Below are 25,594 nucleotides of genomic sequence, written 5' to 3' on the forward strand. Positions count from 1 at the left end.
GCTGTCGTCGGCCATCGTCGTCTCCACGTTCAGGTTGTCTTTCGCACTTTCAACCTTACCGGAGTTCGCGATGGCCTCCCATCTCTGACCCTCGATTTACACCACGTCGCTGGACTCTACCCGGCGGTTCATGTCCAGACAGAAAGAACCCTACGCCGTTTTTCCGATCGGTGGGTACCTACAAGGTCAAGAACTGATAACCCTAGGGTTCCCCTCCTAGCCTTCCTTCGGAGGGGCTACTCTACGAAGAAGGTGTCACAACTTGAGACACTTTTAAGGAGGGCGCACACCGCACTCGCTTGAGGCACCGAGACTGTCACAACTTGTGACACTTTTCGAGGCGTCCTAATCAAGGGGATTGGCTATCGAGAGTGTCGCAACTTGCGACATTGGAACCGGGCGCCGCGTCGTCAATGACCAGCTGAGCGTCGTTCGCGATGCACCAGATCCGCAACTCCGCCAGCAGGCGGCCATAAATTCGACGCCCATTGAGGGGCATCGCGCTTCCATACCGCTTCGGTCGGCACGTACACCGACAAGCTGCCCATCGGGAATTCCAACACGAACGATCCGCCTGTGCCGGTGCACAGCAACTCTTCCTTCCATCGCGGCTCAAACTGGAAGACGCTCATCACGGTTCCGGTTGCCTGATCGTCGCCGTCACTCAATAACCTTGGGAAAGTGTCACAAGTTGTGACACTTTTCGAAGCACCATCTCCCTTGCAAGTACCGTAAAGTCGCTATGGTCGAGCCCCCTGCTCGATAGGCCAAGGTCCGGCCTTCTCCTGATCAGCCACCTTGTCGGCAGCCTCCAGCGCCTGCTTGGCATCGATCGCGTCTTCCGTTGCCGTATTGGCATTGAATTCCGCCGCATTGGTGACCGCTGAGCTCAACTCAGCCTCACCCTTGTTGATGAGCTTCACGACGTCCGAGTGATCGGCATTCGCCAGCTTTGCTTCATCGACCAAATCGAGAGCTTCCTGCGCGTGCCGTTTGATTGCCTGGGAATCTCCCGCCGCCTCGACGGCATCATCGGCGTGCTGCAGCACCTGTTGAATGTGATGCTCGGCCCGCACAAAAGGAGTCGCCGCCACGAACAGGACGGCAAAAATGCAAGATTGGATCTGATGCTTCATTTTCATGACCGAAGACCTCATGAGGACCGCGGCAGAAAAGACGAGGGGCTGACAGGCTGCCCCGTCTTTGACCCAACACAGCCGCGGCGCTTACACCCTGAGACTCAACAGTAAATCAGCAGTGCAATCGGTGCCAGAGTGTTTCCAATATTACTCCGGCCCTATTCTTTTCGTACTTCAGATTGGCTGGAAGCCGCAGCTGGCGTCTCCGGCGCTGTACGTTAAATTCCGGCCGGTGTTCCGGTGTCGAGCGCCGCCATCCTCTGGACGAAAAGGTCTTGCAACGCGCGGTCAGATAGGCCGTACACGATGCGGACCTGACCAAGCCGGCCTCCTGCCATACCCCGCGCCACTCGTTCGCGACGCATCTGCTACAGGCTGGGTATGACATCCGGACGGTGCAGGAACTGCTGGGTCGCAAGGACGTCAGCACCACCATGCCCGTTGGACTTCGCTCAGGATAGGCCCTTCGGCATCGCTCAGGACAGGTCTACACCCAAGTGCTGAACAAAGGCGGCAGTAGTACGACGCCGCGTCCATGATGTCCTGTTCTGCATCCGGATGCAGAGTTACCTTCATCCGGGGAAACGTGCCTCCAGGCGTTTCGCAACGTCAGCGAGGGGAGCCGACTTGCCCGCACCGCTATCCAGTTGCAACTTGCGCTCGATGGCCAAGAGATCCCACGCCATTTCGGTCTCGGCATCACGATCGAGACTGGCGATCAGCTGCTCGATAAGTCGTGCGCGGTAGGCCGACGGTAGGTTCAGAATCTCCGCTTGCAGTGCAAGTGGGGACGGGTCAGGGAAGTCTCCGCAGTCAAGAGCTGACGTTGGCGCTAGCTTGCCACAAGGTCACAGGCACGTTCAGCGATTCCATAATCGGCTATGCCAATAAGGCCTCTTCAAACCCCCGTCCACGCGCTGGCCGACGCCAGCGCCTGGCGCAGTTCGCTTTCGCATTGTTCGAGCTGGACCACCGCTTCGGCGCGGCGGCGCTTGCCTTCGTCGGCGATCTGCAGGCTTTCCTGGATGGTCGCGATCAGCGTCTGGTTGGCCTTCTTGACCGACTCGATATCGAACACGCCGCGCTCGATCTGCTTGCGGGCCTCGGACGTCGCCATCTTCAGGTTCTCGGCATTGGCTTCGAGCAGGTCATTGGTCAGGTCGGTCGCGGCGCGGACGGTCTTCGCCGCCTCGCCGGAGCGGAAGATGGTCACGGCCGTCGCGAGTTGCTGGCGCCACAGCGGAATCGTGTTGACCATCGTCGAGCTGATCTTGTTGACCAGCCCCTTGTCGTTCTCCTGCACCAGCCGGATGCTCGGCAGGCTTTGCATGGTCACCTGACGCGTCAGCATCAGGTCGTGCACGCGCCGCTCCAGGTCGTCGCGGGCCGAGCGCAGATCGCGCAGTTGCTGAGCTTCGATGACCTGATCGCTGGCTGCAACCTGCGCCGCCAGCGCCGGAATCGTCTGCTCGTCCAGCTCGCGCAGTTTCTCCTGACCGGCAGCGATGTAGACCTCCAGCATCCGGAAGTAGTCGAGATTGGCCTCGTACAGCTTGTCCAGCGCCGTGATGTCGGTGAGCAGCTTGGTCTTGTGCGTTTCGAGCTTGTCGGTAATCGTGTCGATCTGCCTGCGAACGGTCTCGTACTGCTGGATGAACTTCACCAGCGGCTTGGCCTTGCCGAACATGCGATCGAAGAAGCCGGGCTTTTTGTTCGGATCGAACTCGTCGACATCGAAACCGCGCAAGGTCGCGACCATCTCGTTCAGCGCACCGCCCGCGGCGCCGCCGATGTCCTTGTTCTTGACGCCTTCCAGCATGCTTTCCGACACCGTCGTCAGCTGCTGCTGGGCCTTGCTGCCGAAGAACATGATCGAACGCGAATCGCCCAGGTCGATTTCCTTCATCACGGCGTCGATCGCCGCCCGCTTCTGCGGATCGGCCTCGACATAAGTGACCGGCTCGGCCTGGACGCCGGGCACGATCTCACCGGCCGACGGCGTCGGTTCGATCACGGCGGGCATGGCCACCTCGGTGGCGACGGCGATGGGTTTCTGGTCCGACATGGGCTTGCTCCTGAGATCGTTATCGGGTGCTACATGATGCCTTCGCGCTTGAGCTGCGTCGCGAGCACTTCCATCTGCACGTCCAGATCGAACACGTCATTGTCGATCAGCTTCTTGCGCTGTTCCTGGAAGGTGTCCTCGATCGCGACGAGAACATTGCGGAAATTGTCGTCGAGTTGCTCCGAGCCGGCATGGGTGTGCGTCTTCGCGTAACCGGTCACGACCTTTTCGACCCCGTCCAGATAGACGTTCAGGAATTTCTTCGAGCGCCGCACATCGCGCGGGTCTTCGGACAAGTCGTTCAGGATGTCCTTCGCCAGCGTGGAGATCCGCGTCAGCCGCGTATTCAGCTCGGGGTTGCGTATCGCCTTGCCGGCCTTCTCGATCCCGAACACACGCTGCTGGGCGCCTTCGAGCAGACGCAGAATCTCCTCCCGGTCGATACCTTCGATATCGGGCAGGATGGCCTGCACCGAACGCGGCTCGAAACCATAGGCCAGATACATGCCGAGCAGCGCGCCGAGACCGAACAGCACCGACACCGTCAGCGTATGACCGGCGCCAAACCAGGCCAGGCCGGCGGTCGCTGCTGCCGTGATCAGCGCCGAGATCGTTTTCAGCGGACGAAACGGACGCACGAGCTTCTGGGTGCGCTGCGCATGTTCGTTGCGGAACCCGCGGCGCAACAGCACGAAGGCCAGCAGCAGCGCGGCCAGACCGGCCGCATTGGCGACGATGCCCGGCAGATTGTTGCGGGCCAGCGAGATCATCGTCGCCGGAATCGCCGGCAGCGCACACAGGAACAGCAGCCAGCCGCGCATGGCCAGGACCACTTCGGACCAGCTTTTTGGCAGCTTTTCGCGCCACTCGTCCAGCGTCTTCTGGTCCATCAGGGAGCTCCCGGTGCTTTCGAGCCCGTGCGGCCGGACAGCTGCTGGCCCGACGGGTTTTCAGTCTGCGGCCCGGAATTCAACAGTGATTGACAGGTCGCCAGACCCACAGTCGCCAGTACGATCAACAAGCCGAGAATACGCCACACCGTCGTTCACCCTGCCTCACTTTCGCCACACCAAACCCGAACCCACCCTATGCGCCGGCCCGGGGCTTGAATCGCCGCAACTTTACCATGCCGTGCTTGCGAGACAAGCGAATGGCTATCGGCCCCTAGTCGGTCCTGATCTCCCGCGACGGCGTCCGCGGAATGCCTTCGAAATCGACGCGGCTGTAGCCGAGCAGGGTGCCGGTCGCGAAGGACAGGTCGATCAGGGCGATCTGGTAATCCGTGACCGCACGGATCTCGCGCACCTGCGCATCGCCGAGCCGGGTCAAGGTTTCCAGCACTTCGGTCATGGTCCGCAGGCCCTCGTTGAACTGCTTCAGTTCGGCGTCGTAGTTGATGCCGGCGACCAGCACGTTCTGGCGGGCCGCAACGATGCGCTGCCAGTTCTGCTGCAGCGTGTCGAGGGCGTCGTAAATCTCGCGCTGTACCGTCAGCTCCCGCAGCTGCCGTGTCGTCAGCCGCTGTAGCCGCTCGTTGACGGCCCGCTCCAATCGCGCCAGCCGCTGTTCATTACCGATCGGGTATTCCATGCGCAGGCCGACCGACCAGTCGGAAAAGTCGCCCGAAAACGCCTGGCCAATCGCGCTTTCGAACGAATTGGTGTTCCGGCCCAGCGAGGCGTAGCTGTAGTCGAGCATGAACAGCGGCAGCGTCTGGTTGCGCAGGTAATCGACCTTGGTCAGGTCGGCCGCGAGCTTCAGCTCCAGCTCCAGCAGTTCCAGGCGCTGCGCCTGCGCCTGTTTGACGAGCTGGTCGCGGTCGAAAGCGAAGCTGACCAGCGTCGGGCGCGTCGTCGGCACGAGGATGGTCGCCGAATCCATCTTCAGATTTGCGTCGTTCATCAGCAGTTTCAGCTGGCGCTGGCGCAACTTCAGGCTGGTCTCCGCGACGATGACCGACTCCATGCGCTCGGTGACACCGACCTCCGCGCGCTTCGATTCGATCGCGGCAACCAGCCCTTCGGCGACGCGGCGCTTGACCATCGCCAGGTTATTGGAGGCGTATTCGTACTGCTGGCGCCGGATGTCGAGTTCGCCCCAGGCCTGGTAGACCGCCCAGTAGGCCCGGTCGATCGTCGCCAGGATGCGGATCGCCTGCAGCCGGGTCTTGACGTCGACCACCTGCTGCTCGTAGCGGGCGATACGGATGGGCGCGACGTTGGCATCGACACCGGCCGCGCGCAGCAGCGGCTGGCTGATCGAAAAGCGCAGGGCGCTGCGGTACTGGTTCGACGGCACGCCGCGGTACATCTCCTTTTCGTCCAGCGGGGTGCTCAGCGTGACCGTGCCGCCCGTGCGCAGCGGAATCGTCACGCCGGCATCCAGTTCCAGTAGATCGGTCAGCTGCGCGATCTCGGTCAGCTTGGCGATCTGGCTGTCGATCGGCTCATTCTGGTTGGGCGTCTGGAACTGGACGACTTCCATGTTGTTCGGCGGCGTGTCCTTGCGCGTGTACTTGGCGCGCGCGAAGATCAGCTCGTTGAAGCGCCCCTCCTCCTCGGTCACGAAAGTCGCCGCCATGGCCGGATCGACCTTCGCGATTTCCAGATCGAGGTTGTTGTGCAGCGCCGCGCCGCGCACGTCGGCAATCGTCAGCTGGCGGGTCCGCTCCGGGGGCTGCCTGGCCTCACCCCCCGGCTTGGGCGGCGGGCTGGTCGGCGGCAAGCCGTCCGGCGTCTCCTCCTTCATCCGTTTGAGGCTTTCCTCCACCGTCTCCGGCTTGCGCTTGGTCCACTTGAAGACCGGCATGCCCTCGGACTGGTCAAGACGGTCGCGCACCGTCCGGTCCAATACTGGATCGATGGGCGCATTCCACGCGGCGCAGCCGGCGATCGCCGCGCCCAGGGTCAGCGCCGCCAGCCCGTTCGAAGCTCGTTCCCTCATTTCAGCGTCTTGCGTGCCAGATCCGGTTGCCGCACGTCGTCGGGGAACACTGGCGGGAAGCCATTCAGCTGCCGCCAGATTTCATAGGCCAGACTGACCCGGTTCAACAGCACCCAGCCCTTGGTGCGCACGCCCTGGCGCAAGAACCGCCCCGACGGCCACGTCGCCTGCCCCTCGTCCGGCAGGATCATGACGCGGAATTTTCCCTTGCCGTCATCGGTCGCATCGACATAGGCGACCGTGCCGCCGAAAGTCCCGATTGCCACCTCCGGCCAGGCGACGAACTGGACGGCAGGCCACCCCTCGAACTGCAGTCGGGCATGACGCCCGGGCGTGATTAGCGGCGCATCGTTGCCGTCCACCCACAGCTCCACGGCGCGCGCCTCGGTATCGGGGATCAGGGTCAACAGTGCCTCCCCTTGCTGGATCAACATGCCTTCGGTGTTGGCCGAAATACGGAACACGGCACCGTCGCGCGGCGCGTAGACCGTCTGGGACTGCTGTCGCGACACGTCGACGTCGCTTTTCACCAGGCTCACGCGGGCGTCCTGCAGCTCGCTCTCGGTCTTGTTGGCCGAGGCCTTGGCGGAATCGATCCGCGACTGGGCCTCCGTCGCAATCCGCTGCAGGTCGACCTCGGCCGCCCGCAATTCGGCGTCCGCCGACTTCAGGTTGGCCTCGGCGCTGTTCAGGCCACGCAAGGCTACGGTCTCGTCACGCTCAGCCACTTCGTAATCCCGTTGCGACACCAACCCGTCGTTCAATAGGCGCCGGAAGCGCTCGCGCTGCGCCTTGGCCGCGTACAACGTGGCCCGCGCCGACTCCACCGCCTCGCTAGCCGCCTGCACCCGTTGACGAGACACGTCGAGGCGCTGTCGGGCCGTCGTGATCTGCAAGTCGCGGGTCGCTTCGAGATTGGCGATCTGCAGCCGGTAGCTGCGCAATTCCTGGTCCTTGGCGGCAAGCTTGTTGGCGGCAGCTGCCCGCTGCTCCGCGAGTCGGGCGGCGTAGCTCTGGTCGACGTCGCTGAGTTCGACCAACAGATCGCCGGCCTTGACCTTAGCGCCCTCCTGCACGAACCAGCGCTTGATACGCCCGCCCACCGGCGACTCGACCAGCTGCCGCCGCTCCAGCGGCGCATAAGCCGAAACATAACCGGTCCCCATGATGTTTTGCTGCCACGGGATCCATAGCGTCAGCAACGGACCGATCACGAAGATCCACGCGAAGACGCGCGCGATACGGCTGACGTGTCGCGGTGTCTGAACCGACGCCAGTGCGGACAGCCGGGCACGATACTCGTAGGTTTTCATGACCCTCCGGCCTCCGTCGCGCTGCCCGTGGCCGGACGCGCCGGTGCCAGCCGCACCGTGCGCTGGCACAAACGGGCCACGTTTTCGCTCCGGGTGAGTACCAGCACCGTTCCGCTGTGCTCTTCCGAGAACACGACCTGCGCCGCCCTCGCGCGCGACGCGGCATCGAGATCGTCGAGCAGCCCGTCGATGATCAACACCATCGGCCGGCCCGCGACCGCACGCGCCAGCATCAGGCCGCGAGCCTGCCCGCTCGAAAGCGGCGCGCCGTTAGGGCCGATGGACGTGTTCAGGCCATCCGGCAGGTCGGCGAACTCGCTTTCCAGGCCCAAGGCCCGCAACACCTCGACGACGCGATCCAGGCTCATGTCTTCCCGCCCGACGCGGACGTTCTCGACGATCGTATCCTCGACGATCTCGACGCGGCCGACGACGGCAATCCGCTCCCGGAGGGCTTCCAGCCGGATATCCCTGAGATCCAGCCCGTTGAACTCGATGCGCCCGCTGGTCGGCTGACGCAGTCCGCACAGCAAGTCGGCCAGCGTGCTCTTGCCTGCGCCGTGAGGTCCGAGTATCGCCACGCGTTCACCCGGGGCGATGGCGGCCGTCACCTTGGCCAGGACAGTGGGCCCATGCTCATAGGCGAAGCTCACCTCCACCAGATGCACCGAGGCACCCGCCGCACCGCGCTCGGGATAGGCTTCCCCATGCTCGCGTTCCAGCGGCAGATCGATCAGGTGGCCCAGCTTGTCGACGCCGGCCATCAGGTCGTAGAAGGATTCGAGCTGCTTCCCGAATTTCGCGAACGAGGACAGCACCGCAGACACGATCAGCTCGGCCGCGACGAGCTGACCGACGCTGAGCTGCTGATCGACGACCAGCAAACCGCCGATGGCCAGCAGCGAGGTCCCGGCGATCGCATGCAGACTGACGGCGCCGATGACCTGCCGGATGAGCACGCGGAAGTGGCTGCTGCGGGCGGCGAGATAGGTGTGGGCCAGCGCGTCGGCGCGCGCGCGGGCCAGAGCGGGCCCACGATTGAGCTTGAAGGTCAGCATGTTCCGCGCGATCTCTTCGAGCCACGCGACCACCGCGTATTTCGCTCGGGACTCCGCGATCGCCGTCGGGACGGCGTTGCGTCCGAGCACGAACACGACGAACACGATGCTGATCAGGAGCATCACGTCAAACGCCAGCAGGACCGGATGATAGAAGGCCAGTACCACCAGGCCGATGATCGCCTGCAGCACGGTCGCGACGCCTTCCAGCAGCAGCGTGGCGCCCGCCTTTTGCACCGTCAGCACGTCGAAGAAGCGGTTGACCAGCTCGGCGCCGTGATTCCGGTCGTAAATCTCGCAGCGCACGTGCGGTAACCGGTACGCCAGATCGGCGGCCACGCGCACGAAAATCCGGCGCTGCACGAGTTCCACGAGATAGCTCTGCATCACGTGGATCGCCCCGGAAAAGGACAGGAAGATGAACAACAGGATCGCCAGCACGACGACCGGCTGGAACACCCCGCCCATCGCCACGGTATTGACCAGCGCCTGCACCGCCACTGGCGTCGCGAGGCCGAGCAGACCAACGCCGAAGGCAAATGCAAGTACCAGCAACAGATCGGGACGTTCGGGTTTCAGCAACCCGAAGAGGCGGCGCAGCGGCGGCAGATGAGCGTCGTCGCCATGCCCATGGTGTGCGGCGGCGGCCAGCGGGTGCAGCGGCTCGGCCACCAGCCACGCGCTGGACTGGGCCACCGCGAGCCCCAGCAGTGCGGGGAGCTTGCGTAGCGATACACGACGCTGCGACAAGCCTTGTGCCCCGACAAGCGTGACGCGCACCGCGCCGCCGCGGAACCCGCGCAGCACGGCCCAGCCGTCACCGAACGGCCGAATCAACGGAACCCCCGGACCGCATATGCCGACCGCCTCGTCGATCGTCAAGGACCATTCTCCGAAGTGAATGCCCAGCGTCTTGCCGTGAATCCGGAGTCGTTCCTCCCAATCGGCATCGGGCGCCACTGGCGGCGGGTGCGCGGCCCCCACGGTATCAGGCGCACCATCCGGCGCCAGCGACATGATGTCGCGCAGGTGATCGAGGAGAAAATTGTCGGCAGCGCTGGACATGCTTTCAGCCGGCAGAATCGGGACTTTTCCGGACTAGCGGTGTCGCCGCTCTGTCGAGGGCGGCCATTTCCGGAGCTTGGCTAGCTGGATGACCCTGCTGCGCGCCGCGGCACGCGAGTCAAATGACGGAATTTCGTTCGACAAGCGGATATTCGGACAGGACTCGAACCAGTATATCGCCGGGACGATACCCGATATCGACTGCGGGTCACAAGACCGCGCCCGACCGTTCGAGCGCGGTTCCGATCCGTTCTCAGGCCGGTGCCTTGCTCCGCGTCAGCACGAACTGGTAGACGAGGAACGCGCAAATGGCGCCGAACAGTATCCATGAGTGGCCGATCAGAAAGGAGCCCATACCCGTGCGATCGGTCGTACCGCGCATCGAGCCCATATAGGGTCGTGACACCAGAAACATCCAGGCCCAGGCTGGGACCTGGTAAGCGATAGCGCCGGCGATGGCCCATTGTATGCTCGGCAAGCCCTTTCGCTCGGCAGTCTTGTAGTACCAGAGGGCAAACCCCGCGGTCAGCAGCATCGACAGAAATAGTGGCATGTAAGCTCTCCCCTTTGTATTGATTTATCTTCGAGAGATGTTTCAGAAAGTCAATGTCCATCCGGTCGCCGACAGATCCCTCAGCCGCGCCGCCGGAACGGCGGACGGTCGCGCGGTTGAAGAGTGTAACGCCCGGAGGACACCCTTTGTCAGTCCACGAAACCAAAGGCTAAGTTCCCGGCACCGGCCGTATGCAGGACGCTGCCCGCACCGCGACCGCCCGTGCCGCCGTGGCGGTGTCCGCCGCCGCCAGCGCCACCCCCATGCGGCGGTTGACGTGCGACTCCGCTTTACCGAACAGACGGACCTCGGTGCGTGGCAGGGACAGCGCGGCGGCAAGGCCTTCGTACGCAATGCCATCGCCCTCGATGCCACCGTAGATCACCGCACTGGCGCCCGGCTGGCGCAGCGCGGTATCCACCGGCAAACCCAGAATGGCCCGCGTGTGCAGTTCGAACTCGTTCTGGGCCTGCGTGATCATCGTGACCATGCCGGTGTCGTGCGGACGGGGACTCACCTCGCTGAACCAGACACCGTCGCCCGTCACGAACAGTTCGACACCGAACAGGCCGGCCCCACCAAGACCATCCGTGACCGCATGCGCGATGCGCTGGGCTTCGGCCAGCGCGGCGATGGTCATGGTCTGCGGCTGCCAGCTCTCGACGTAATCGCCATTGACCTGACGGTGCCCGATTGGCTCGCAGAACGAGGTGACGAGCGTTCCGTCGGGGCCAACCGCCCGTACCGTCAGCAGTGTGATCTCGAAATCGAACTCGACCTGACCCTCGACGATCACCGGGGCGTTCTTCACCCGTCCCGCGGACTCGGCATGAGCCCAGGCCGCCGGTATCTCCGCTGCCGACGTGACCCGCGACTGGCCTTTGCCAGACGAGGACATGACCGGCTTGACGAAGCACGGAAAACCGACCCGCGCAGCCCCGGCCTGCAGTTCCTCGAGCGAGGACGCGAAAGCATAGGGTGACGTCGGCAGCCCGAGTTCTTCGGCGGCAAGGCGGCGGATACCTTCGCGGTTCATCGTCAGCTGAGCGGCTCGCGCCGTCGGGATCACCCGAGCCAGACCTTCCTGCTCGATCTCGCACAGCGTCGCGGTCGCGATGGCTTCGATCTCCGGCACGATCAACTGCGGACGCTCCCGCTCGACGAGTTCCCGGAGCGCCGCGCCGTCGGTCATGTCGATCACATGGTGGCGGTGCGCAACCTGCTGTGCCGGTGCGTTGGCGTAGCGGTCGACGGCAATGACTTCGACGCCGTAGCGCTGCAACGAGATCGCGACCTCCTTGCCGAGTTCACCGCTGCCGAGCAGCATGACGCGCGTCGCGCCGTCGGTCAGCGCGGTTCCGATTTTCATGACGCAACTCCTGAAATCTGGCTGGGACGTCCGCTCGACAGCCGCGGGCGTTCGTGGCAGGCACTTGTCCGCACGGCCGGCTCGCGCAATTGTGCTCAGTCGCCAGGCCAGGAGCGGAACGAAGTGCCTAGTATCAGCGCTTACGGGATCCAGCGATACCCCGCCGACTGGGCGACACGTTAAAATCCAGTTGTGTCTTGGGCACGCGGAAATCGAGCAATGAGCTTGGCGACGACCGGCATCACCAAGCCGACGAGCACCATGGCAGCCGGCAAGAGACGCGCCACGCGCCCACTGTTTACGACGGATCGAAGCGGCTGAGGGAGGGTTCGGCCACGCCCAGGGCCGGATCGATGCGCGGCTGACCGGTGCTGCTGTCCAGCAGCGGCGTGTAGTTCGCCGCGAAGATGCTGCGCCAGTAATCCACCGCCAGATGCGGGATATTCGTGCCCGGACTGTTGGTCGCCAGCGGCGTGCCATTGGGCTGGTACACGTCGATCCGATAGTCCGCCACCGCCGACCCGTCGCCCTGGTAGGACAGCAGGTAGATCTGACCGGCCCCGTCCACCGCCACGTCCAGATACGTCGCCGAGGCCGAAAGCGGCAAGGTGAACGCCGCCGGCGTCGCGGTGCCGAAATACCGCACCGGGTTCCCGTTCAGGTCGAACGCCGCCAGTTGCGAAGCCCCTGCCTCCAGCACGAGGATGGTCCCTGGATTGGTCACCGCCACCGCCGTCGGCGAGGACAGCAATCCGATCTCCGTGCCCGGACCGGCGCTATACGCCGCCTGCGGCGGCAGCGGCGTCCCCGCCGGCAGCACGTGCCCCAGACGCCCACTGTCGGTGTGAATCGCCACCACCCGCCCGGACGAGTGCAGGGCCGCCGCCGACACCGGCAGCAGGAACTCGCCCAGCGAAGTGGTCGGATCCCAGCTCAAGGCACCGGTCGTCGCATCGATGCTCAGCGCCCGCACGTGATAGCCCGGTTCGGTGTCGTCCGGTTCCAGCAGCACGTGATTGCCCACGTCGCCCTCTCCCACGAAGGCGTCGAACAACAGGAAGGGGCGCCGGGCATAACCCTGTGTGGTCGCGCCGCCGAGCGCGATGGTGTTGCCGTTCTCGGCAATCGGCACGCCCCGCAGCCAGTATTGGTCGTTCTGCTTCCAGACGATCCCCGCCACGCCCAAGCGGGTGGAGATCGTCACTCCGGTGATCTCCTGGATCCCGCTGTTGGCCAGGGTCCCGGTATCGGTGATGGCCGCATCCCAGGTGTACCCGCCAGCACCTTCGCTGTAGGTGGTCGTGTCCTTGCGCTGGAACACCGTCGTCGCACTGATCGTCGCCGGCAGCTCGACGATCGCGAAGCTCACGCTGGATGGCGGATTGTCGGCGTCATTGTTGGCCAGCGGCGCCGACACCCCGGTCGCCACCTGATTGCCGCCGGCATCCAGCAGCACGATCGACCAGATGATCGTGTTGCCGCCGAACGGTGCGTTCAGGCTCAGTTCGATCGGATCCGACTGGATCTTGCCCCCGTCGTTGATCGTCCCGGTCTGCGCGTTCAGCGCCACCGCCCCGTCGATCTTCGCCTCGATCCGCCACGACACCGCCGTCACCGGCCAGGTCGACGCCCGCGGATCCCGCGACACCGTCACCGTCGCCGCATACGTCAACGATACCGTGTTCGCGATCACCCACGGCGACGACGCCGTCTCGCCGATCGCCTCCGCCAGGGTGGCCGCATCACCGACGGCCATGATCACCGCCATGATCTCGCCGAAAATCGGGATGGCGTTTTCGACGTGGTCCTCGGCGATTGCGCCCACGATGCTCACGGCGATTTCGTCCCAGATCGGGTCGAGCTGCGGCGTGAAGATGACCTTGGGAATGACGGAGCCCAAGCTGAGCAAAGTGTTCCAGATATTGGTGGCACTTCCGCCGTTGGCGGCGATGTCTTCGTAGGTGGCGCCTCCGGCCGCCACCAAGGTGGCGAAACTCTCCAGCTTCGTCAGCGTTTGGAAATTGGTGAGCAAATCCACCAAAGCGTGTTCGACGCCTTCCGGTCCTTCTACGGGGAGCTCGCGAATGACGCCCCAGGTCTGGGCCATGTCGATGTCCGTCAGCAGCGCGAAAGCCGTCAGACCGATGGTCAGGAGGCCGGTCATGAGGCTCGGGAACAGGACCTCGTCCTGGGGCGCGATATGGTCGGGATAGGCATCGGCCGGGAAATACTGTCGCCAGCCGCCGTCCACAGCCCCGTTGCCCAAGCCACAGAACAGCAGTCGCGCCTGGGTCGCCGCCGGCGGAAAGTCGAGCGTCACCTCAATGGTGTTGCTGTCCCACAGCGGCACGCCGAGCACCGTGAACACCTGTGGCAACAGGCCCAGCGACTTGGCGTACTTCGTGTCCGGCCAGGTCGGATTGTCGTTCAGCGACAGGTTGGTTCCGTCCGCCTTCAGATACTGCACATACACCCAGACCCAGCGCACGTAGTTGTTGTACAGTTTCAGCGGCACCTGCCCCGCCGCATAGTCGCCATTGGTCGCGGTGTAGGTGCCGTACAGCAGCCCGGTGTTCTGCACCTGCGCCTGCACCGCGGTACCGACCCCGGTTGGCGGTGTGTAGGGGGTTGACGTCGGCACAATGCCCTCGGGCTGATGCCAGGTGCTGGTGTTGCCCGGTGTCTCGTCCAGCGGCCGGTTCAGGACCGTGCCCAGACTGCCGGTATCCCGCACCCCCTGCACGCCTGCCACCACCGCCGTCTGCAGGGTGCTTTGGAAGTTCGGATCGCTGCTGAGGTGTACTGTGGAAAAGCCGGTCGTCTTGTTGCCGATCTTGATCTGGCTGGGGTTGCCGCTGGCGTCGACGGCAGGTTCCATGGTCGCGTAGTCCTGCCCCGACTGTTGCATCTGCGCGATCTGCGTCCCGAGTGTCGTCACCTCCGGCGTGCTAGACAGCAACGAACCCGTCACGGCCGCGGTCGGCCCGTCGATGGTTGCCACGTTCGGATGGCAATAGGTCAAGGCGACCGCTGCCCCGTAGGAGTCCACGATCTGGTTCAGGTCCACCACCTCTTGCGCCGAAATCAGGCGCGGGTTGCTGAGTCCCAAGGCTCGCAACCGCTCCGCGGAGCCCGACACTGAATCGAAGTGACCCTCCAGCGCATAGGCCGCCAGCGCCAACGCGCGCATCGCCGGCCGCGGCGCATGCAGCGCCTGCGCCGCCACCACCGACCGCCCCCCGCGGCGCCCGTGCACCGACAACAAAACCGCACGCCGAGGCGGTACCACCACCTTGGCGTAATGCGTCAATCGCTGACGATCCATCCTTTTCCACACACCGTCCCACGCCGTCAGCGCGCGCCGGGTGCCCCGCGTGTGCGGCGTCAAAGCTACCTTGACTCCGTTCACCACCACATGCAGGTCTTCCAGTGAAGCCGCCGCCCCCAGCGCAAAATGGAAGCGCCGCAGCACGCCACCGACCGCTTGCGCCGCCGACCCCGCGGCGTCCTCGGCCTCCTCCGGACGTTCTTCCGCCCACGCCGGCACACTGCGCAACACCGCGGCCGCCGTCGCCGCATTCACGCCCAGCTTCAGCAACCAGCGACGACCCACCGGCGTTTGCAGCAGCGCGTCCAGGGTCTGGCTCACATCATCGTGCTGCGCTTCCGATCCCATACGAAATCTCCGACGTTATATGGAAAGAATCCTCGCCAACGTAAGCCGTCGACCCCCATCACGACGCAGCGACGCACGAAGCTTTCAACGGAGGTGCAGCATGAAGTGGCGCGGCCCGCCGCTGAGCCGCTTGGTCAGCTTGTACCAGCCCGGTACCAGTGGGCGCTGCTCCGTTACGCGAAACCTCAAGCGATCCGGTTCCCAGGCGAGCTTGCGCCCTGTCGCAAACACAGCTCCGTGGTTGCGCAGCGTGACCGGAACGCCCTTCGTCGCGGCTTTCGCCGGAAGGTTTACCACCCGTCTCCGGCAATGCAGGACCCGCCCCGGGCGACACTCGATCACGGAGACGGGGCGCGGCACGTCCGACACCCCGCCGAGGGGTGCCGGCCCCACTAGCCGCACGCGCTGGTTTCCGGTGTCGGCGATCACCAGCATCGACGAACGCGTCGCCGCCACACCGAACGGACCGTTCAGTTCGGTCGCGGTCGCGTAGAACTTGTCACCGTTGAAGCCGCCCTGCGGCGTGCCATCGGTAATCACACCGGCCAGATCGTCGATGACATGCCCGGTCGCGGGCACGTAAGCACGGATCAGGTGGTTGCCGCTGTCGGCAAACAGCACGTTACCGTCGAGATTCACGGCCAAGCCTCGCGGCTCGTTCACCTGCACGGCGGTGCCGGGAAGCAGGATCCCGAACTGGCTGTTGCCGTTATACCCTGAGGTCCCGGTGCCCACGACGGGCGTCACTTTCACGGGACTGCTGGTCGGATCGATCTGTATGAGACCGTCGGGTTGGCTGGTGGCGGCAAATATCTGCCCGTCCGCGGCCTGGACCAGCGACACGACCTTGCCCGTTGCCGATCCGGGCGCCAACGTCGTGATGGTGCCGTCAGTGCCGACGCGCCGCACGCCGGCCGCGCCATCGGCGATCAGCAGCACCCCATGGGTATCGACCGCCACTCCGTTCGCGGCCGTCAAACTGGCCGCGGTGGCCTGGCCACCATCGCCACAAGGGGGCGCCGCGCACGGTACACCGGTCCCCGCCACGGTGCGGATCGTGCCGGTCGGGTCGATCTGCCGCACCCTCAGCAAGGCCGTATCGGCCAGGTATACGGAGCCGTCCAGTCCGACCGCGAGTCCGCTGGGCGTCCCCAGCAAGGCCGCGGTCGCGGGGCCCCCGTCACCGCACGCTGCCGTCGCGCTGCCACAGGTCGTCCCGGCCTGCCCGGCAAAGATCACGGCCGAACTGTCACCGAACTGGCGCAGCGTATGATCGTCCAGCGCGACCAGATAGTTGTCTTCCGGCAGGGCCGTATTCCAGGTCGGCGGCGCGGCCCCGGCAATCGCCAGCGGCTTGCCAAGCTTCGTGGCATCGAACACCGTTGCCGTCAGCGACGGGCATGCACCTCGGCCCGAGGCCGAACACGGCGCCGGCAGCGGCGGTGCTACCGCGGGTGTCGGCAGCAAATTGCCCGCACAACCTACTGGCGCCGTCGCGCCCGGCTTGCCGCTCGGACAGGCGCCGACATCCGCCAGGGACACATTGGCCACATCCGTGAGGCCGAACGGGACCGGGCCGTACACCTCGCCCGAACCCAACGCCAGGGTCCAACTCCAGGTTTGCGGCTGCGGCGCGGTTTGGCAGTACGAGTTGTTGGCGTCACCGCAGTACAGCCAGGCGCCATCGAAATCGGCCGCCGCGAGCTCGGCGCTGGCCAGTTGCACACCCGGCAGATACGCCCCGACGAAGCTCGCTGATGAGCTGCCGGGGCCACTCGGAGCCAGGACCGAATTAGTGAAGTTGCAGTTGATGCACATCGTGCCGTCAAAGCGCGCGCCCGACAGAGCGGCGCCCGTCAGGTCGAATCCTCCGCTCTCACTCACGCTCCCGGCCAGCACCGCCTCGGAAAAATCCACGTTCTGCAGGTCGGTGGCACTGTCGAAGGCGTCGCCCTTGCCGTAGAGATGCGCCCTCACGAAATTGGCGCCCGCCGCACTCACGCTGTTGAAGTCGGTACTGACACCGCGGGCCCCGCTGAACAGCGCGTTGTCCAGGTGCGCGCTTTGGAAGCTGGCTCCACTGATGATCGCATTGGCGAAGCTGGCGCCCTCGAGATGCGTATTCGACCCCGCGAAGCTGGCGGCCGCGTGCGTCCCGTCGCCGGACAAATCGGCGCTTTCGAACACCGCATTCGGCGCCGTGACATTCTGCAAGCTCGCACCGGCCAAACGCGCCAGCGTGAAATCGGTCCCGCTCAAATTGGCGTTGTTCAGTGTCGTTCCGGTCAGATCCAGCGCCTCGCCGAGGAAGCTCAAACCGGCGAAATTGACACCGCTCAGATCGGCTCCCGCGAATACGGCGCGGTCCGCCGGGGAAACCACGACCTGGGCGCCGGTCCAGTCGATCGGCGGAACGCCGTTGATGCCGCCGGGTGGGTTGGCGGCCAAGAGTTCCTTCGCCCCCGCCAGCGACAACAGACTCCCCTCGAATGGCGGACCCGACCGCCAGGGGTCTGCTGGGTTGCAGTTGTCGATGTTCACGGACGAGTAGGTGATCCCCGAAAATGAAACCTCCCGCAGGTCCGATCCGGTGAGGTAGGAGCAGGGCGATATCGTCGCATTCGCGAAGATCGGGGGCTCCACGAATTGCAGCGCATTGAACCCCGCCGCGTTCAGAAATGCGCCCGAGAAGATCGTACCGTTGACGCGGGCATGATCGAATGTGCTCTCCCAAAACCACGCGCCGCCAAAGTTTGCCTGGTCCAGGATCGCACCATCGAATTTGTCAAAGACAACATCGATGTCGGCGCTACCGGGAAACACGGCCCCGGTCAGATCGGCGCCGGAAAAGTCTACCGACTCTATGTTCACGACATCGAAAGTCGTCTTCCGCAACTTGGCTTGCCCGGTAAACTGCGAATTAATGATGTAGGCATTCGCACCGGAGAAGGTGGCGCCGCTCAGGTCCGCGCCGGTGAATACGGCCGAGTCGAAATTCGCAGTGATCGTTGCTCCCTGCAGATTGGCGCCGGTGAATACGTCGCCTGTGCCGTCGCCGCTGAGCGTTGCTCCCTGCAAGTTGGCACCGGTGAAATCGCCTTTATACCCGCCAATATCGGCCTGGGGGCTCCCTAGCACAACGTTGGACCCAGACAGCTGGCAGCCTCGGCATGCGTTGAAGGTCGTCAGAACGTCAGACTGGGTGGTTGCCCACGCATAGACAAGCATTGAAACGCCGCTGCCCGCATCAGGGGGCGGCAGCACCGGAGCCGGATCGTCCGGCCCGACATTCAACGCGCCCCAGGGCAGCGGGCCGGCATCGCTGTAAAGCATCAATGCAGCACCCGGCGCCACCGCAATCTGCCGTATCGGTCCCGTCAGGATGGGACTGATGCACTGGTCATCGAGCCCGCTGGTATCCTCACCCGCCCCGAACACGAGGGTATTGGGCGTGGAGGATCCGGGCGGATTTTGCGCCCACACCACGACCCCCAGAGTGGGGGCTGCCGGCGGCGTTTCGGTGTAGATACATTGGGCGGCCTCGACCCTGAGTGCGACCAGCACGCTCAGGGCCAAGCCCAGCCACAGGAGTGCGCCTCGCATCGATGTGCCGCCCGCCGCCTAAGATGGATCGAAGCGGCTGAGGGAGGGTTCGGCCACGCCCAGGGCCGGATCGATGCGCGGCTGACCGGTGCTGCTGTCGAGCAGCGGCGTGTAGTTCGCCGCAAAGATGCTCCGCCAGTAATCCACCGCCAGATGCGGGATGTTCGTACCCGGACTGTTCGTCGCCAGCGGCGTGCCATTGGGCTGGTACACGTCGATCCGGTAGTCGGCCACCGCCGACCCGTCGCCCTGGTACGACAGCAGGTAGATCTGGCCCGCCCCGTCCACCGCCACGTCCAGATACGTCGCCGAGGCCGATAGCGGCAAGGTGAACGCCGCCGGCGTCGCGGTGCCGAAATACCGCACCGGGTTCCCGTTCAGGTCGAACGCCGCCAGTTGCGAAGCCCCTGCCTCCAGCACGAGGATGGTCCCTGGATTGGTCACCGCGACTGCCGTGGGCGAGGACAACAATCCGATCTCCGTGCCCGGCCCGGCGCTATACGCCGCCTGCGGCGGCAGCGGCGTCCCCGCCGGTAGCACATGCCCCAGGCGACCGCTGTCAGTGTGAATCGCAATCACCCGCCCCGACGAGTGCAGGGCCGCCGCCGACACCGGCAGCAGGAATTCGCCCAGCGAGGTGGTCGGATCCCAGCTCAAGGCACCCGTCGTCGCATCGATGCTCAGCGCGCGCACGTGATAACCCGGCTCGGTGTCGTCCGGCTCCAGCAGCACGTGATTGCCCACGTCGCCGTCCCCCACGAACGCGTCGAACAACAGGAAGGGGCGCCGGGCATAACCCTGTGTGGTCGCGCCGCCGAGCGCGATGGTGTTGCCGTTCTCGGCAATCGGCACGCCCCGCAGCCAGTACTGGTCGTTCTGCTTCCAGACAATCCCCGCGACGCCCAGCCGCGTCGAGATCGTCACCCCGGTGATCTCCTGAATGCCGCTGTTGGCCAGCGTCCCGGTGTCGGTGATGGCCGCATCCCAGGTGTACCCGCCGGCGCTTGCGCTGTAGGTGGTCGTGTCCTTGCGCTGGAACACCGTCGTCGCGCTGATCGTCGCCGGCAACTCGACGATTGCAAACGCCACCGTCGCCGGGGGGTTGTCCGCATCGTTGTTGGCCAGCGGCGCCGACATGCCGGTCGCCACCTGATTCCCATCGGCGTCCAGCAGCACGATCGACCAAGTGATGGTGCTGCCGCCGAACGGGGCCGCCAGACTCAACACGATCGGGTCCGACTGGATCTTGCCGTCTTCGTTGATCGTCCCGGTCTGCGCGTTCAGCGCCACCGCCCCATCGATCTTCGCCTCGATCCGCCACGACGCCGCCGTCACCGGCCAGGTCGAGGCCCGCGGATCCCGCGACACCGTCACCGTCGCCGCGTACGTCAACGACACCGTGTTCGCGATCACCCACGGCGACGACGCCGTCTCACCGATCGCCTCCGCCAGGGTGGCCGCGTCACCGACCAATGACAGTGCAGCGAATACCTGACCCATCAGCGGGACCGCTTCGATGGCCTTGTCGGCCAGCTCATCGCCGAGGAGGGCGGCGGCAACCTCTCCCCAAAGCGGGCCGTTGGGGAAGGGAGCCAGTATGAGCTTGGGGATGACGGTCGCGATCGGGAGGAGCAGGTTCCAAATATTGTTGGCCGAACCGCCGTTGTTCGCCACGTCCGCGTAGGTCGCGCCTCCGGCCGCAACGACCGTCGCGAACGACTCAGCGGCATTCAACGAGCTCGCCGTCGTGACCAGCGAAACGAAATCCTCCCAGACCAGGTTGCTCTCATTCTCGATGTCGTCGCGGACCGCCTTCCAGGCGACGGTGACGTCAAGGTCGACGATCAACGCAAAACTGGTCAGGGCCAGCGTAAACAGACCGGTCGTCAGCGACGCGAACAGCACCTCGTCCTGGGGCGCGATATGGTCGGGATAGGCATCGGCCGGGAAATACTGCCGCCACCCGCCGTCGATGCCGCCATTGCCCAGGCCGCAGAACAACAGCCGTGCTTGCGTTGCCTCGGGTGGAAAGTCGAGCGTCACGTTGATGGTGTTGCTGTCCCAGATCGGGACACCCAGCAAGGTGAAGATCTGCGGCAGCAGACCCAGCGACTTGGCGTACTTGGTGTCCGGCCAGGTCGGGCTGTCGTTCAGCGACAGGTTGGTTCCGTCCGCCTTCAGATACTGCACGTACACCCAGACCCAGCGTACGTAGTTGTTGTACAGCGTCAGCGGTACCTGGCCCCCCGCATACTCGCCGTTCTTCGCGGTGTACGTGCCGTAGAGCAGCCCGGTGTTCTGGACCTGCGCCTGCACCGCGGCGCCGACCCCGGTTGGCGGTGTATAGGGCGTCGAGGTTGGTTGGATGCCCTCGGGCTGATGCCAGGTGCTGGTGTTGCCCGGCGTCTCGTCCAGCGGCTGGCTCAAGACCGTGCCGAGATTCCCGGTGTCCCGCACGCCCTGGGCACCCGCGATGATCGCCGCCTGCGCCGTCGACTGGAAGGTCGGATCGTTGCTGAGATGAAGCGTTGTCAAGGGCGTTACCTTGTCACCCACCTTGAACGTGCTTTGTTTGCCGTCGGGGTCCAACACCGGATCCAGCGTCGCGTAGTCCTGCCCCGACTGTTGCATCTGCGCGATCTGCGTCCCGAGTGTCGTCACCTCCGGCGTGCTCGACAGCAACGAACCCGTCACCGCCGCGGTCGGCCCGTCGATGGTTGCCACGTTCGGATGGCAATAGCTCAGGGCGACCGCTGCCCCGTAGGAGTCCACGATCTGGTTCAGGTCCACCACCTCTTGCGCCGAAATCAGGCGCGAGGTCCGGATCCCCAATGCGCGCAACCGCTCCACGGACCCCGACACCGAGCCGAAGTGACCTTCCAGGGCATACGCCGCCTGCGCCAGCGCCCGCACCGCCGGCCGCGGCGCGTGAAACCCTTGCGCCGCCACCACCGACTGCCCCCCGCGCCGCCCATGCACCGACAACAAAACCGCACGCCGAGGCGGTACCACCACCTTGGCGTAATGCGTCAATCGCTGACGATCCATCCTTTTCCACACACCGTCCCACGCCGTCAGCGCGCGTCGGGTGCCCCGCGTGTGCGGCGTCAAAGCTACCTTGACTCCGTTCACCACGACATGCAGGTCTTCCAGTGACGCCGCCGGCCCCAGCGCAAAATGGAAGCGCCGCAGCACGCCACCGTCCACTTGCGCCGCCGACCCCGCGGCGTCCTCGGCCTCCTCCGGACTTTCTTCCGCCCACGCCGGCACACTGCGCAACACCACGGCCGCCGTCGCCGCATTCACGCCCAGCTTCAGCAACCAGCGACGACCCACCGGCGTTCGCAGCAGCGCTTCCAGGGTCTGGCTCACATCATCGTGCCGCTCTTCCGATCCCATACCCACTCTCCCACCACATCTTTGAACTTGCGAAGCATGTAAATCGCACGTCATCGATCAGACGATCGGCGGAAGACTCGGTCGATCGGCTAGTCAGCGATATACGTAGGGGTTTCCCTTAGGCCGGTGAGATTGCGTCCATCGCACCCTGACTGTCAATGACCACGACCAGACCGTGAGCGAATGCCGCGTTTCCGGCTTTCACCATGAAAACACAAGGGTTTAAGTCGAGCGGAACAGGGGTCGCTCGAACCATGCGGAGCAGCGGCCGTCAGTTGGCTACGAGGTTCCCTTCTCGGGTTCGGCGTGCTTGATGGCGATTGTCGGCTCGGTCCTTGCGCCCCGCGTCCACACCCACGTCAGCAGCCGTTTGAGATCGTCGAGATAGGTAAAGGCTGCGGGGATGACCAACAGGCTCAGCAGCGTCGACGTGACCAGTCCGCCGATCACCGCGGTGGCCATGGGGCTCCGGAACGAAGGGTCGGCCGCGCCGGTGCCCAAGGCGATGGGCAGCATGCCGGCGCCCATCGCGATGGTGGTCATGATGACGGGGCGGGCGCGCTTGTGGCAGGCATCCAGCAGCGCCTCCGGGCGGCTCAGACCATGTTCGCGGCGCGCCACGATCGCATACTCGACCAGCAGGATCGAGTTCTTGACGGCAATGCCCATCAGCATCACCAAACCGATCAGCGAGGGCATGGAGAAGGCCTTGCCGGCGACCAGCAGCGCCACGAAGCCGCCACCGAATGACAGCGGCAGTGCCACCAGGATCGTGATGGGCTGGATGAAGTCCTTGAACAGCAGCACCAGCACGATATAGATGCACAGCACGCCGGTGAGCATGGCCAGGCCGAAGCTGCCGAACAGTTCGGCCATCATTTCGGCGTCGCCGATGTTCACCTGCTTCACGCCGGGCGGCAGGGCCAGCATGCTGGGCAGCTTTTCCACCGCCGCGGTGACTTCACCCAGCGGCGTGCCGGACAACTCGATCTCGAAGTTGATGTTGCGGGAGCGGTCGTAGCGGTCGATCACGGCGGGTCCGCTGGACAATTCCAACCGGGCCACCTGGCCCACCATGACCGGTCCGACGCCGGGCTTGCTTGACGGTACGGCCAGGCGCTCGAGCAAGGCCAGGTCCTTGCGCGCATCGGCCGTCAGCCTGACGACCACCGGCACCTGTCTCTGGGCGAGACTGAGCTTGGGCAGCGACCAGTCGTAATCGCCCACCGTCGCGATGCGCAGGGTTTCGGCAATCGCTGTGGACGTCACGCCCAGGTCCGCCGCCCGCGCGAAATCGGGCCGGACGGCGATCTCCGGCCGGACCAGCGCCGCGCTGGACGCAATGCTGCCGAGGCCGGGAATCGTCCGCAAATCCTTCTCGACGGCCCGGGCGGCGGTGGCCAGAGCGGCCGGATCGTCGCCGCTCAACACCAGCACGTATTTCTCGCCCGAGCCGCCGAGTCCCACCTTGGTCCGGACGCCGGGGAGATTTTGCAGCGCCTGTCGAATGTCGTGCTCGATGACCTGCTTCTTGACCGGCCGTTCGTCGCGCCGGGCCAGCGTCAGGGTCAGCGTGGCCTTGCGCACCTCGCCCCCCGATTGCGTCGCCATCGGATCGCTGCCGGCGCTGCCGGCGCCGATGGTCGTGTAGACACTTTGTACATACGGGATATCTGCCACCAGGGCACGGGCCTTTTCGGCAGATTCTCGCGTCTGGGACAGGGTCGCGCCGGGCGGCAGTTCCACAAAGATCTGGGTCTGCGGGTTGTCGTCCGGCGGAATGAAACCGGTCGGCAGCAGCGGAATCAGCATCAGCGAGCCGATGAAAAAGCCCAGCGCGCCGATCAAGGTCAGCAATCGATGGCGGAGACTCCAGGCTGCCACTCGCAGATAAGTTCGCATCAGCCAGCCGTCCGTGCTGTCCTTGTGCCCGGTATCCTTCAGCAGATAGGCGCACATCATCGGCGTCAGCATGCGCGCGACCACCAGCGACGCGAACACGGCCAGCGCGGCCGTCCAGCCGAACTGCTTGAAGAAACGGCCCACGACACCGCTCATGAAGGCCGTCGGCAGAAACACCGCGATCAGCGCGAACGTCGTCGCGACGACCGCCAGCCCGATTTCGTCGGCCGCTTCCATCGCGGCCTGATAGGGCGTCTTGCCCATGCGCAGATGGCGGACGATGTTTTCGACTTCGACGATCGCGTCGTCGACGAGAATGCCGATGACCAGGGACAAGGCCAGCAGCGACACCACGTTCAGCGAGAAGCCGAACAAGTACATGCCGATGAAGGTCGGGATCGCCGAGAGCGGCAGTGCGACGGCAGAGATCAGCGTCGCCCGCCAGTCGCGCAGAAAGAGCCAGACCACCAGGACCGCTAGCAAGGCGCCCTCGTACAGCAGCGTCATCGAGCCCTGGAATTCCTCCTCGACCGGCGTCACGAAGTTGAAGGCCTCGGTAAACTCCAGGTCGGGATTCGCGGCGCGCAGTTCCTCGAGCACACTTTTGACGCCCGCGCCGACCTCCACTTCGCTCGCGCCGCGGCTGCGCGTGACCTCGAAGCCGACCACCGGCGTGCCATTGAGCAGGGCCAGCGCGCGGGGTTCGGCCACCGTGTCGGTAATCGTCGCGAGCCGGTCCAGCCGAATGCGCCGCCCGTCGGACAGCGCAATCTCCATGTTCTGCAATTCTTCCGCGGACGCGACGTTGCCCAGCGTGCGCACCGGCTGTTCGCCGCTGCCGAGGTCGGTGCGCCCGCCGGCGCTTTCCCGCTGCACCTGCCGCAACTGCCGGGAGATGTCGGCGGCGGTCGCGCCCAGGGCTTGCAGCTTGATGGGATCGAGGGCAACGGCGATCTCGCGGCTGACGCCGCCGACGCGGTTGACCGCGCCGACACCGCGCACGGCCAGCAGACGCTTCGTCACGGTATCGTCCACGAACCAGGACAGCGCTTCCTCGTCGCGGCGGTCGGAGGCGACCGTGAAAGCCTGGATCGGCGACTGCGCCAGATCGAGCTTGGTGACGATGGGGTCGCGGAGGTCGCCGGGCAGGTCGGCCCGCACCTTGGAGACAGCGGAACGGGTATCGTCCAGCGCTTCTTCCAGGGGCTTTTCCAGGCGGAACTCGATCGTGATCGTGACGCTGCCGTCCTGCACCTTGGTCGTCATGTGCTTGAGGCCCTGCAGCGTCGAAACGGCGTTCTCCAGCTTGCGGGCCACTTCGGTCTCGAGCTGTGGCGGCGAGGCGCCGGGCAGACTGGCACTGACCGTGACCGTGGGGAAGTCCAGGTCCGGAAAGTTCTGCACCTTCATGGCCATGAAGCTCGCCAGACCACCGAAGGTCAGCAGCACGAACAGCATGACCGCTGGGATCGGGTTGCGGATGGAGGCGGAGGAGACGTTCATGCCGCC

Annotated in this window: 14 protein-coding genes and 1 pseudogene; 1 reads left to right on the forward strand and 14 read right to left on the reverse strand. The window is 65.0% G+C overall.

The window, feature by feature from the left end; all coding sequences use genetic code 11:
* Positions 1–410: 410 nt before the first annotated feature.
* Both BWR02_RS16795 and smbP read right to left on the reverse strand, forming a co-directional pair.
* Positions 411–632, reverse strand: a complete 222-nt coding sequence (locus tag BWR02_RS16795) for a hypothetical protein (protein WP_201276301.1) — start codon at positions 630–632, stop codon at positions 411–413.
* 108 nt (positions 633–740) lie between these two features.
* Positions 741–1,142 (reverse strand): small metal-binding protein SmbP, encoded by a 402-nt coding sequence (smbP, locus tag BWR02_RS16800; RefSeq protein WP_162560204.1) that lies wholly within the window; start codon positions 1,140–1,142, stop codon positions 741–743.
* Between the two features lie 308 nt (positions 1,143–1,450).
* Between smbP and BWR02_RS16805 the strand changes: the two are divergent.
* A pseudogene (locus BWR02_RS16805) lies at positions 1,451–1,600 on the forward strand (tyrosine-type recombinase/integrase); the annotation flags it as partial.
* Between the two features lie 111 nt (positions 1,601–1,711).
* On the opposite strand, the gene BWR02_RS16810 reads toward BWR02_RS16805, so the two are convergent.
* The 12 genes from BWR02_RS16810 to BWR02_RS16865 form a co-directional block, all read right to left on the reverse strand.
* The gene (locus BWR02_RS16810) at positions 1,712–1,918 is read right to left on the reverse strand and encodes an addiction module protein (RefSeq protein ID WP_139559075.1); all 207 of its coding nucleotides are present in this window, start codon (positions 1,916–1,918) and stop codon (positions 1,712–1,714) included.
* Between the two features lie 119 nt (positions 1,919–2,037).
* Entirely contained in the window at positions 2,038–3,204 is a 1,167-nt protein-coding gene (locus tag BWR02_RS16815; RefSeq protein WP_139559076.1) for a toxic anion resistance protein, read from the reverse strand.
* Positions 3,205–3,233: 29 nt separating this feature from the next.
* Positions 3,234–4,094: a 5-bromo-4-chloroindolyl phosphate hydrolysis family protein gene (locus tag BWR02_RS16820; RefSeq protein WP_139559077.1), complete on the reverse strand. Its 861-nt coding sequence runs from the start codon at positions 4,092–4,094 to the stop codon at positions 3,234–3,236.
* A gap of 274 nt (positions 4,095–4,368) precedes the next feature.
* Positions 4,369–6,147, reverse strand: a complete 1,779-nt coding sequence (locus tag BWR02_RS16825) for a TolC family protein (RefSeq protein WP_236102357.1) — start codon at positions 6,145–6,147, stop codon at positions 4,369–4,371.
* Positions 6,144–7,460 (reverse strand): HlyD family secretion protein, encoded by a 1,317-nt coding sequence (locus tag BWR02_RS16830; RefSeq protein ID WP_139559078.1) that lies wholly within the window; start codon positions 7,458–7,460, stop codon positions 6,144–6,146. Before BWR02_RS16830 ends, BWR02_RS16825 begins: the two co-directional genes overlap by 4 nt.
* Positions 7,457–9,583 carry a peptidase domain-containing ABC transporter gene (locus BWR02_RS16835; RefSeq protein ID WP_201276302.1) on the reverse strand — a complete coding sequence of 709 codons (2,127 nt, stop codon included), beginning with the start codon at positions 9,581–9,583 and terminating at the stop codon, positions 7,457–7,459. The genes BWR02_RS16830 and BWR02_RS16835 overlap by 4 nt, the downstream gene beginning before the upstream one ends.
* Positions 9,584–9,836: 253 nt before the next feature.
* Positions 9,837–10,136, reverse strand: coding sequence for a hypothetical protein (locus BWR02_RS16840; protein WP_139559079.1), 300 nt, complete (start codon positions 10,134–10,136; stop codon positions 9,837–9,839).
* Positions 10,137–10,305: 169 nt separating this feature from the next.
* Entirely contained in the window at positions 10,306–11,505 is a 1,200-nt protein-coding gene (gene purT / locus BWR02_RS16845; protein ID WP_139559080.1) for a formate-dependent phosphoribosylglycinamide formyltransferase, read from the reverse strand.
* Between the two features lie 298 nt (positions 11,506–11,803).
* Positions 11,804–15,181, reverse strand: coding sequence for an NHL repeat-containing protein (locus BWR02_RS16850; RefSeq protein ID WP_139559081.1), 3,378 nt, complete (start codon positions 15,179–15,181; stop codon positions 11,804–11,806).
* Positions 15,182–15,265: 84 nt separating this feature from the next.
* A complete protein-coding gene (locus tag BWR02_RS16855) occupies positions 15,266–18,784 on the reverse strand; it encodes a pentapeptide repeat-containing protein (RefSeq protein WP_139559082.1) in 3,519 nt (1,172 codons plus the stop codon).
* 18 nt (positions 18,785–18,802) lie between these two features.
* Positions 18,803–22,183: an NHL repeat-containing protein gene (locus BWR02_RS16860; protein ID WP_139559083.1), complete on the reverse strand. Its 3,381-nt coding sequence runs from the start codon at positions 22,181–22,183 to the stop codon at positions 18,803–18,805.
* Positions 22,184–22,462: 279 nt separating this feature from the next.
* A complete protein-coding gene (locus tag BWR02_RS16865; RefSeq protein ID WP_139559084.1) occupies positions 22,463–25,588 on the reverse strand; it encodes an efflux RND transporter permease subunit in 3,126 nt (1,041 codons plus the stop codon).
* Between the last annotated feature and the right edge of the window lie 6 nt (positions 25,589–25,594).

Origin of the sequence: Methylotetracoccus oryzae, assembly GCF_006175985.1 — a bacterium.
Lineage (GTDB): Bacteria > Pseudomonadota > Gammaproteobacteria > Methylococcales > Methylococcaceae > Methylotetracoccus > Methylotetracoccus oryzae.

Bases quoted from the DNA above. Each gene is read 5' to 3' on its own strand.
- purT (WP_139559080.1), bottom strand. From the start codon at position 11,505: ATGAAAATCGGAACCGCGCTGACCGACGGCGCGACGCGCGTCATGCTG.
- BWR02_RS16850 (WP_139559081.1), bottom strand. From the start codon at position 15,181: ATGGGATCGGAAGCGCAGCACGATGATGTGAGCCAGACCCTGGACGCG.
- smbP (WP_162560204.1), bottom strand. From the start codon at position 1,142: ATGAAAATGAAGCATCAGATCCAATCTTGCATTTTTGCCGTCCTGTTC.
- BWR02_RS16815 (WP_139559076.1), bottom strand. From the start codon at position 3,204: ATGTCGGACCAGAAACCCATCGCCGTCGCCACCGAGGTGGCCATGCCC.
- BWR02_RS16835 (WP_201276302.1), bottom strand. From the start codon at position 9,583: ATGTCCAGCGCTGCCGACAATTTTCTCCTCGATCACCTGCGCGACATC.
- BWR02_RS16865 (WP_139559084.1), bottom strand. From the start codon at position 25,588: ATGAACGTCTCCTCCGCCTCCATCCGCAACCCGATCCCAGCGGTCATG.
- BWR02_RS16855 (WP_139559082.1), bottom strand. From the start codon at position 18,784: ATGCGAGGCGCACTCCTGTGGCTGGGCTTGGCCCTGAGCGTGCTGGTC.
- BWR02_RS16795 (WP_201276301.1), bottom strand. From the start codon at position 632: ATGAGCGTCTTCCAGTTTGAGCCGCGATGGAAGGAAGAGTTGCTGTGC.
- BWR02_RS16860 (WP_139559083.1), bottom strand. From the start codon at position 22,183: ATGGGATCGGAAGAGCGGCACGATGATGTGAGCCAGACCCTGGAAGCG.
- BWR02_RS16840 (WP_139559079.1), bottom strand. From the start codon at position 10,136: ATGCCACTATTTCTGTCGATGCTGCTGACCGCGGGGTTTGCCCTCTGG.
- BWR02_RS16820 (WP_139559077.1), bottom strand. From the start codon at position 4,094: ATGGACCAGAAGACGCTGGACGAGTGGCGCGAAAAGCTGCCAAAAAGC.
- BWR02_RS16830 (WP_139559078.1), bottom strand. From the start codon at position 7,460: ATGAAAACCTACGAGTATCGTGCCCGGCTGTCCGCACTGGCGTCGGTT.
- BWR02_RS16825 (WP_236102357.1), bottom strand. From the start codon at position 6,147: ATGAGGGAACGAGCTTCGAACGGGCTGGCGGCGCTGACCCTGGGCGCG.